Raw genomic sequence first — 10,921 nt, 5'->3', positions numbered from 1 at the left:
CCGCACTACCTTACCTTTGCCAATCATCGCATTGCAAACTTATTAAAAATGAAGCCACTCATATTAAAGTCTATTCCGTGCACATTGGATTCTAGAGATCCTCAAGCATGGATCTATAACATATGATCCTTACGATATGCTTCTCATACCTTCGGCACATATCCGACAGGAGAATCCTCCAATCGATACCTGCGATTTCCGCAATATATGAGCTCAAATAACAAAAAACATTACAAGAATTCTAATGAGTGCGTATCCCTTGAAACTGCAATCGCAATCCAGAATCACACCTTAAAAATCAATGACTGATTTTCTTCCCATCTCGTATATAATAGCAAGGAGAATACATCGTAACCAACTCTTCTGCTGCTGTAGGATGCACCGCCATACAACGATCGAAATCTTCTTTTGAACATCCAAGCTTCACACTAATACCTATCGCTTGAATAAGCTCAGCAGCGTCATCTCCAAGAATATGTACTCCCAAAACTTTGCGATCATCTGCGTTAACAATAATTTTCATAATCTGATTCTCAAAACGCTTCGAAAGGGATGCTTTCATCGGATAAAATTTCGTCTTATAAACCTCCAACCTATTGAACCTCTGAGAAGCTTCTTCTTCAGTTAACCCAACAGTACCAATTTCTGGTTGCGAGAATACTGCAGTAGGAACAAGATCATAGTCTGGTGAAACTCGATTGCCTTTAAATTGCGTCTCAATGAAACAGGCAGCCGCGTGAATAGCGACAGGCGTCAATTGAATTCGACCCGTAACATCCCCAAATGCAAATATAGACTGGATATTACTACGAGAATACTTATCTGTAATAATCGCTTTGGCTGCATTCATTGCAACTCCTAGTGCTTCAAGTCCTATGCCCGTAGTATGCGGTTTTCGACCCAATGCAAGCATAACCTGATCAGAGTGCATGATTGCTCCGGATTGCAATACACTACGAAATTTCTTGCCTTCACGAAAAACACCACAAATTGTATCATTATTAAAAATCTGAATTCCTCTAGAAAGCATGATCTCTGTCAATCCCTGGCGCATATCGGAATCAAAGCCAGAAAGAATTTCATCTTTACGCACTACCAAGCTTGTTTTTACTCCCAAAGAATTGAATATACCTGCAAATTCAACCGCGATATATCCTCCTCCCACAATCAATATGGATTGAGGTAACTCTTCTAAATAAAAAATTTCTTCCGAAGTGATGCAGAATTCAGAGCCCTCAAGAATCTCCATGCGATTGGGGGTGCTTCCAGTTGCCACAAGAATATATTCAGCTGTAACGGCACGACCCAATTTTTCAAGATATACAGAATGAGGAGAAGAAAGAACGGCTCGGCTTTCCAAGATTTCCGCCCCAGAGGAAATCAAAATATTACGGTAAATTTCCTCAAGACGAGAAATCTCCTTATCTTTTGCACAAATAAGTGATTTCCAATCAAAGTTTCCACGATCAACATTCCATCCGAATCCCTTAGCATCCTCAAAATGATCGGAATACTGAGATGCATAAAACATTAATTTTTTGGGAACACATCCCCTGATAACACAGGTGCCACCAAAACGATACTCTTCACAAATAGCAACTTTCTTGCCAATTTGTGCTGCCAAACGTGCAGCGCGCACTCCAGCTGAACCAGCACCTATTACCAGGAGGTCATAATCATAGGACATCAAACATAGTTCCTTATTAGCGAAGTGATATACACGATTAACGAAGTGATATACACGGATCTTAAAAACGATCTTTCATGTTCCTTGGCATCCTATATATCATATCGTATATCTCTAAAATTTCCCTCAAATATTACTTTGATCACTGTTTTTTAGGCATGCCAATGGAAAAAAACCTTTCCCAACAAATATTTTGATCAAAATATTTTATACACATAATTGAGAAAAGAACAGGATCAGGATGTCGGGAAACATCCAAAAAGACGTTTATAACTTACCTACCAGCGAATTTCAATGTATCTTGCATCATTGATATCGACACTTCATGAGTAAGTCTCAACTTTTTCAAAAATTGATAGATGATCCGATAAAATTATCTCATGATGTCCGCTATCTAAAGGAATTATTAACAAACAATTGGCGAGATTGACAACACGACAATCAAATATCACCACAGTTTTTCTACAGATATCATCTCCCACATCGCGACATCGCAATCTTTAAGATGTTCGCCACAAAGAAAAGCTATAATCGGTTTTATTGCACAAAAAATGGTTTTTGAGAGAAGATGCGAAGAACCTCTATAGGTCAAAGTTATCAGTCAATAAACTTGACCATATATATTATCAGCAGAGGATAAATTATTAACCCAAATCAAATCTATCGCACCCTGCGTCTAGCCCTTTGTCTGCTGCTCATAAACGCTAAAATTTGCACTGCTTTGTGCTCTTTGTTCATACCAATAATGCTTCTTGTAAAAATCTCTTTACGCCCATCCTTCAATATATTGAAATATTTTTAAAGATTTTTTTGTGAATCGTTTTAAATATTATTCCGTCTTTTTAAGTTTGATGTGTCTTTCTCTAGTCTCTTGGACAAGAAGATTAAAATTACTTTTTAAAACAATAACTTAATATCTATTAGCCTGAATCAGACATTATGGATTTTACCGCACCTTTTGCTATTAATCTCCGCACCTTTTAAACCTGAAAACCTAAGATAAATCATTGAATCCCCCTCTTATTCTGCATGGATTTTATCGAAATACCCAAAAGATTAAAAGACAAGAGATACTTTTTGAGCAAGTGGACTGAGACCAACAAGGTATCGACTTCAATAAATCTTTTTGGGATTTCCTCATCTGCAAGGAAAGGAATGCAAGACAGGGAAAATACACGTAATATTTTAAGGTCAATACCGCTTCTTGTATTGCTTTTCCAGATCATAATACTGTCTTATATATCCTTTTCTTTTTCTGGGCCATTTATTTTTTTGTTGTCTTGTATTGAATTGTCGTTTTAAATTTTCTCTTCTTTTGAAAAATTCTTTTTGTTGCTCTCTTGATAGTCGTGTAACTCTTGGCGCTATATTTTGATAAAATGATTTTGTTTGTCTGTCACTTTCTTGACAACGCTCCTCAAAATCACTGCGATGATAATATGTACTTCCTTGTACATCAATAAGAAGCGAATAGAATACTTGTGAGGATTATGATTGATGTCAGTTTTTTATGTTTCATATTGCGGACAATCTACTGGTGTGTTGTTTTTTAAAATTCAATTTATAGGGAATTTATTACCAAAAAGTAATTTATTGCTAAAATATTAACAAATAGGGGGAATTTATAAATTATGGAGCTTGGAAAGTCGATATGCGTAATAAGCGCTTTAGCATCCAAGATTTGAGAGAGGAAAAAGAACTCTTCGTATAAAAACCCTGCATAAAGATGAAGACAGCCCTTAAAACGAAAAAATGAAAGAGATAACGATCACTACCATCTTTTAAGTCCGAAAACATCCTGTTTCTTTCTCAAAAAAGATCCGACACTCCATAACATCTCCCCACACAATAACTTGCATTATAGCTCAAGAGCCCCCCCTCTTCCATAAAGCCGCAGGAATCGAGATGGACGATAATCCAGCCATTTTAACAGCAATCGTAAAAATATCATTATGAAGATTCTTGATTGCCCTAGAATCCTGTTTCTCCTTTCCCCTCAGGAGAAAACTAAAGAGGCTTTTGCACCCCTCATGGATAGAGATTTTTTGAGTTGGCAGATGAGAGAAACCTTTTGCAATTCCTGTAGGTTTTGGTTATTGGTTTAAAAATATCTACCGAGTAGATCGCCTTTATTCCTCAAGTGCTGAGATTTACAGCAACTTTTTGCAAGGTATCTAAAATTCAATATCCCCTATCATGAAGAATTCTATATCAATGATTGTGGATAAAGCTTATATATTCCTAAACTACTTGTAAACATTTATTAGATAATTTGACTATAAAGATTGTTTTACGTTAGGCTAGAAATATCCCGTAAAGCGTCCATTCTTCACTGAGACAACATGACCAACGATAATAAGGATCTTTTTTCGCAAATATCAGTCCAACCTAAAAAATCATCTCCTCAAGCTAAGGCTTTAGAAAATGAATTTCATAGTATGGACGCAGATGTACGCCAAGATTCTGCGGAAAACTACAATGCTTCGTCAATTCGCATTCTAGAGGGTTTAGAACCCGTGCGTATGAGACCAGGAATGTATGTTGGTGGGACAGATGAAAAAGCATTACATCATCTCTTTGCAGAGGTGATTGATAATGCCATGGACGAAGCAGTTGCTGGTTATGCCAACGTTATTGAAGTATCCTTGGATGAAAACGGCTTTCTAACCGTTACCGATAATGGTCGTGGTATTCCTGTAGAAGAACATCCGCAAGTTCCAGGAAAATCGACTCTTGAAATTATCCTCACGCGGTTACACTCTGGAAGCAAATTTGGTGGCTCTGCTTATGAAACCTCTGGTGGATTACATGGCGTAGGAATTTCGGTTGTTAACGCTTTATCGGACGAGCTTCACGTCACTGTTATGAGAAAAAATGAAATATTCTCGCAAAAGTTTTCTCGTGGCTTACCCTTAGGTCCTCTTGAGAAAATTGGAGATACCCGTAATAAACGCGGGACAAGTGTCAAGTTTCATCCTGATCCACAAATTTTTGGTATAGATGCCGAATTTGATGCTAATCGACTTCTGAAAATTATCAAATCTAAGGCCTATCTCTCTGGCTGCGTAAAAGCGCGCTGGTCTTGCGATAAAGCGATAGCGGAAAAATTCAATGTTCCGGAAAAGACAGAGTTTCACTTCCCAGGCGGATTAGCAGAGTATCTGCAAACAAAATTAAAAGATCTTTCTCTGATTAGCTCTGAGGTTTTTACTGGCAGATCAGAGAAAAAAGGAAGAAATTGTGGTACTGTTGAGTGGGCCATAGCTTGGTGCGAAGAAGAATCCGATACGACCTCAAAAATCACTTCTTATTGCAATACTATTCCTACCGATGAGGGAGGATCTCACGAAGCTGGGCTTCGCATTGCTCTCACCAAAGGAATCAAAAAGTATGCTGAACTGACCCAAAATAAAAGAGCCTCTTCTATCACTACAGAGGACGTGATGATATCGGTCGTCGGTCTCTTGTCAATTTTTGTTCGCGAGCCTGAATTTGTTGGTCAAACCAAAGAAAAATTAGTATTAACAGAAGCACAACGTATCGTAGAAAATGCATTACGGGATCCTTTTGATCACTACTTGGTCAAAAATCCTGTCGAAGCGACAAAGCTTTTAGACTGGATCATTGATCGCTCTGAAGAACGTTTGCGGAGACGAAAACAAAAGGAAGTCAATCGTAAAACGGCAGTGAGAAAGCTTCGCCTTCCTGGTAAATTAGCTGATTGTTCACAAAGCATAGCGAAAGGGACGGAAATCTTCATCGTAGAAGGAGATTCAGCTGGCGGATCAGCCAAGCAAGCTAGAAATCGTCGTAATCAAGCAATTCTCCCTTTGCGAGGAAAAATTCTTAACGTGGCAAGTGCTGGGTCAGAAAAGATGTCTAATAATCAACAGATTATGGATCTCATTCAGGCCTTGGGATGCGAAACCCGATCGCGATATCAGGAAAAAGATTTACGATATGACAAAGTTATTATTATGACCGATGCTGATGTTGATGGAGCACACATAGCTTCTCTCCTTCTGACTTTTTTCTATCAAGAGATGTATGATCTTATCAAAGAAGGACATCTTTTTCTTGTTTTGCCACCACTTTACAGGATAACTCAGGGATCAAAATCGGTTTATGCAAGAGATGAAAAACATAAAAGAGAACTGATGAAAGAGTTTAAAGGAAAAGGAAAAATTGAAATCAGTCGTTTTAAAGGGCTTGGAGAGATGTTGGCAAGTCAACTCAAAGAAACAACAATGGATTCCAAAAAACGCACTCTCTTGCGTGTAGAAGTATCTCAAGACAATAACAATACTTTAGGAAAATCAGAGGATTCTATCATAAAACTCATGGGAAAAAATGCAGATAAACGCTTTAGATTTATTCAAGAAAGGGCAACATTTGCTGATGATGTGGATATGTAATAAACTATAGATGTTTGGTGATGGATTTTGGAAATATAGCGGTTTTCTATCCTAAAACTTGAAGGAGAACGTGAGTGCAATCTTCAAAAGATAAAAGTGGTTCTCAAAATTCTAAAAATGTGAAGAAACCAAGTAAAATACATTCAGATTCATCTGTAAGGAAATTAGCATTGCAACCAACAAATGCAATGCAATGGGCAGTTCTTTGTCTAGGATTAATATCCGTATACTTTTTTAAAGGGTTCCTTGTCCCCGTTCTTGCCGCCCTTATTATTGGTTCTGCAAGTTGGCCTTTATATAGTTTTTTTCTTAAAAAAAATAAAGTATCTCCAGTATTTTTAGCAATCTTAGCGACTATATTGGTCTTTTTCGTATTGATTATTCCTCTTGTTGTTGTGACTTCATACGCGTCTCTGCAACTGCACGACTTGATATCAACAATCGACTTGTCTGATGGAAAAGCTATTCCCATGCCACTTTGGCTATCTGCACTACCTGATCCTTTTGGGGCGTTTTTTATAGAACACTGGAAATCTATCGAAACTTTCTTCGATCCCCAAAATACCAGAAAAAATGTTGAGTTAATTCTTAAATCCTTCATATTTCTCAGCCGTCATCTTTTTGATTGGTTCTTATCAGCAATCTTTATGCTGATAGCTTTGTTTTTTGTTTTTCTTGATGGACGTTCTATGTATCGACAACTTGATATTGTGGGAGAACATTTTTTTCCTAAATACTGGAAAAAATTATCACGGATTATACCAAAAATTATTAGATCAACCTTCTTAGGCATGACTATTATTGCTATTGGGGAAGGAGTTAGCTTAGGAATAGCGTATTGGATAGCAGGAGTTCCCTCTCACATTGCGATGGGCATTCTCACCGCTTTTATGGCGACGATTCCCGGCGGAGCTCCTTTGGCATGTATACTCGTATCCCTTTATTTGTTGCTGATAAAGGCTAATACTTTTAATGCTATTGCCTTGTTTGTTTGGGGGGCGTTTGAATTATTTATCGTTGATAAAACACTGAGACCATTCCTTATAGGAGGTCCTATCAAACTTCCTTTTCTTCCAACCTTTTTTGGTTTGATTGGAGGAGTCAAAACGATGGGTCTATTGGGTCTGTTCATCGGACCCGTTATTATGGCATTGATCGTAGAAATCTGGAAAGAGTGTATTCAAATATTAAGAGAGAGAAAATCGATCAAGGAGGAAGATTCGCTTTGATAATCTCCTCTTTTTAAAACCATTCTTTGTATCTGTACTCAAGAATTTTTGATAGGATTCCCATTCTATTTTTACGAGTTTTATCGCAGTAATTTTGTCATATAGCCGTAGTAAATCGTGAATATTCTAGTAGAAAAAAGTGGTGAAGGGTCATTTTCTCTAAAGCACCGAACTTCATCACCAGTAAACGCAAAAAAATCGGATTCTACGCGTAGAAAAAGAGATTAGGATAGCTCTCATTAAAAAAATAAGCCTGTTGCGTTTCAAGGGTATGCGCAAAACGTGAGATCATGTTCTATGGAATTGATGGCGATGCAATCCAAGATAGAGAGCTTATATTTATAAAATAAGTTATTGGCAAACAAAGCCCGAGGGTTTGTATGAGCAACCAAAGAGAATGGGAATCTAAAGATGTATATATAATATACTAAAAGCCTCTGCCCTCATAAAGTGCATAAAACAACTAAGCTGCTTCGATTAATCGAGAAGATTCTTCTGCAATCAATCGAACAAATTTTCTGTTTGCATCAAGGTGTATCCTCTCAACCATTTCCAATAATTCTTTCAAAGGAGAACTAGATACTTCCATTTTTCGCATTTTTTGCAATAACTGATCGGTTATAATGCTCGGCTCTATCGCAATAGTATAAGTGGAAATTTCACGCCAAAGCATCGTTGCCTCAACAAAAACTTCACTGATTGCACCATCAATACCAATAGACTCATAAAGAGCACGCACAACATGAAAACCACCCGTAGAAAGAATAGAATATATCTTATCTTTGCTATGCGATGAAAGATTTCCAAGAACTATGGAAATAAAATCAATTGCTCCTACTATAAGAGCATGAATCAAAAGAGCCGGCGTCAACTGTCCGTCACATTGCAGAATATCAACAAATTCGCATAGATTTTGAACATCATCGGTACATGATATAATCTCAAGAATGCCAGTCCTCATGCTTTCTGCAATTAAAACTTTTGCACGACCAGAGCTAATAACGTTGTGTACAATCTCTGATTGGTATAGAGAACTACTAACATTTTTCATCAATAGATATCGAGCTTTCAAAGGAAGATCTGATCGCAACGATAAAAGATATCTTATATTAGGAAGGTGACAAAAACGTTCTGTTATCTGCACTAATGAAAAACGGGAGAAAAGAGCCGATTTATTTTCAAGCAAAGCAATAATATCTTGTATACAACCGACCTTTACTAACTCGTCTGAGACAACTTGCGACAATCTGTAACGAGAAGCTATAAAAACTCGCGTTAAATCACTGCCTCTATTAAAAATATCAATAAGATCACTGTCGGTCAAAATAGGAGAATGCAAAATTATAGTGCCAGATACATCTGGATGATCTTCGCTCAGTGCCAAAATAACATGCCTAGGAGCCATATCAGATAACGCTATAGAACGTGCCAAGGAAAGACGAACACGCGGAATAGAATCGTCAAGAAGATGCGTCATTGCCAAAGCCAAATCACCTCTATCATCCTCTGAAAAATTTCCCTTACACCAAGTATTGCCCAAAATACGAGCGACATTGATTCTTTCTTGTACTTTAGCAATTTTGGTCCATTTTATAAATTCCTGTACGCTCACGGTTATCCTCAAAAAAAAAATAGAACTCCATAATTTCCTGCTAAAATTACACTGAAAAGGTTAATTGTTGGTTCGTATGCTTAATATAAAAATAAATTTTTATGATATGTTTTATAAAAAAATATCTATAAAACAAAAAGTTACATATTATTTTCTCTCCATACTATAAAAAATATTTTGTTTCATGAACTGAAATTATTTTCTGTTTTAACATTTTAAATATCCTATCCATGAATTGATAAATCTTTTTATACAATATAAAATATTTCATAGACTATAAATATAGCTAGAAAATAATCGTAAAAAATGAATATATTTCTATCAACAACACAATAATCACCTATTCTCAAAAAATGATTTTATCTTGAATAATATGCGAAAAGTACACGCAAATCATGCGCGGAAAGAGGAAAAATGCATTTTAAAACATTAAGGCTATTCATTTCCACCATGAAGGAAAATAAGAGCAGATGAGAAAGTTAATGATTGTTCTCCAATATTCTGATATTTTTCTTATCACAGAGATCTCTTTGCAAAGCAAGAAAGATATAATGATTGAAAATAAATCGGCTCTTTTCTCCCATTTTTCATGAGCGCAGATAACCGAAATGTTGGAGGTTGTGTTTCTGATTTGAATCTATAACTTGAACAAGAAATTTGATGATCAGAATATGCCTATCTATTCGTTTCAAATTCAGGGCAAAAAACAGATCCTGAGTTTTTATGTATCCGTGATGAGATTGTGATCATGTCATCCATCGTGAGATCCTAAAAACGCATCAAGAACCGTTCATAGAAAAGTAAGACCTTTTAAAGATAAGATATAGAATCTTTTCCCGTGATAGGAGTTTTCGTTATGTTCATCATCGCTGGTCTTGGAAATCCAGGAAAAGAATACCTTGAAAATCGTCATAACATCGGTTTTATGGCAATCGATTGTATTCATTCATCACATACTTTCTCCCCGTGGCGGACAAAATTTCATTCTAAAATATCAGAAGGTCATCTTGATGGAATCAAGACTATTCTTGTCAAACCACAAACCTTTATGAACCTATCTGGAAAAGCGCTTGTTGAGATCATACGATTTTACAAACTCTCGCTTTGTGATTGTACAGTTATTCACGATGAATTGGATCTAAAAGCAGGTCAATTTCGTGTCAAAATTGGCGGAGGTGATGCTGGACATAATGGTTTAAAATCTATCACCAAGACATGTGGCAGAGATTACAAACGCCTACGCATAGGAATCGGACGCCCTCTCGCTCAAGAAGATGTTGCCCAATATGTTTTGAGTAATTTTACTTCTGAAGAAAAAATATGGCTGGAACAAATGCTAGAAAGTATAGCGTTGCATATTCCACTGCTTGCCAAAAATCAGGATACTCTATTTGTAGAACGTGTTTTTCGTTTGCAAAAATAAAAATCTGCGTGAATTTTAGAAAAATCCTTATCATCCTCAATGGAAGAGTCTTCCTTTAGGTCCTCATCCTCTTCTTACAAGTTATATCGATGGAGTGTCCGCTAGTGAATTAATGGCTTCACATTTCTGAACAGCATATCTCAAGCCAAAGCGGTATACTAAAGTCCATAGATCGAGCAATATAATGGAAAAAAAGCATCAAAACGCAGACTTCCTTATATTGACTTCTCCTCACCTGACATAAAAGCAAGGAGGAAAATGAGAAAAGATAGCACAATAAAATACTTATAATAAAATAGAGACTATGAGAAATCCTTCTATAAATATTCTGGCTCTTGTTAATGAGAGTTATACAAAATATTAGCAAACAAGCTACAGGGATTAAATAAGAAAGTAATATCAAGAGCTTGTTTGAGAAAACAAGCTACAGGATTTATATGAGTCAACATGAAAATAGCTTGTATCCTACTCAGAACCAGCAAAGAAGATGGTCTTTTACCTCTTTTTCTGCTAGGATACTCCCAACTTACTACGACTATATGACAAAACTACTGC

Annotated in this window: 4 protein-coding genes and 1 pseudogene; 3 read left to right on the top strand and 2 right to left on the bottom strand. The window is 36.6% G+C overall.

Annotation, left to right across the window (positions count from 1 at the left end):
• Positions 1-298: 298 nt before the first annotated feature.
• Positions 299-1,690, bottom strand: a complete 1,392-nt coding sequence (gene gor / locus H0G72_RS04880; RefSeq protein ID WP_182017660.1) for a glutathione-disulfide reductase — start codon at positions 1,688-1,690, stop codon at positions 299-301.
• Between the two features lie 2,339 nt (positions 1,691-4,029).
• Here gor and H0G72_RS04875 point away from each other — a divergent pair.
• Both H0G72_RS04875 and H0G72_RS04870 read left to right on the top strand, forming a co-directional pair.
• On the top strand, positions 4,030-6,102 hold the full coding sequence (locus tag H0G72_RS04875) for a DNA gyrase/topoisomerase IV subunit B (protein WP_182017659.1): 2,073 nt from the start codon (positions 4,030-4,032) through the stop codon (positions 6,100-6,102).
• A 74-nt stretch (positions 6,103-6,176) separates the two neighbouring features.
• Positions 6,177-7,331, top strand: a complete 1,155-nt coding sequence (locus H0G72_RS04870) for an AI-2E family transporter (protein ID WP_310649495.1) — start codon at positions 6,177-6,179, stop codon at positions 7,329-7,331.
• Between the two features lie 463 nt (positions 7,332-7,794).
• On the opposite strand, the gene H0G72_RS04865 is transcribed toward H0G72_RS04870, so the two are convergent.
• Positions 7,795-8,943, bottom strand: coding sequence for a DUF2336 domain-containing protein (locus tag H0G72_RS04865; protein ID WP_182017658.1), 1,149 nt, complete (start codon positions 8,941-8,943; stop codon positions 7,795-7,797).
• A gap of 856 nt (positions 8,944-9,799) precedes the next feature.
• Between H0G72_RS04865 and pth the strand changes: the two are divergent.
• Positions 9,800-10,385: pseudogene (gene pth / locus H0G72_RS04860) on the top strand (aminoacyl-tRNA hydrolase).
• Positions 10,386-10,921 lie beyond the last annotated feature (536 nt).

The organism is Candidatus Liberibacter sp. (assembly GCF_014048425.1).
GTDB lineage: Bacteria > Pseudomonadota > Alphaproteobacteria > Rhizobiales > Rhizobiaceae > Liberibacter.
This window is presented reverse-complemented; position numbering and strand designations above follow the sequence as displayed.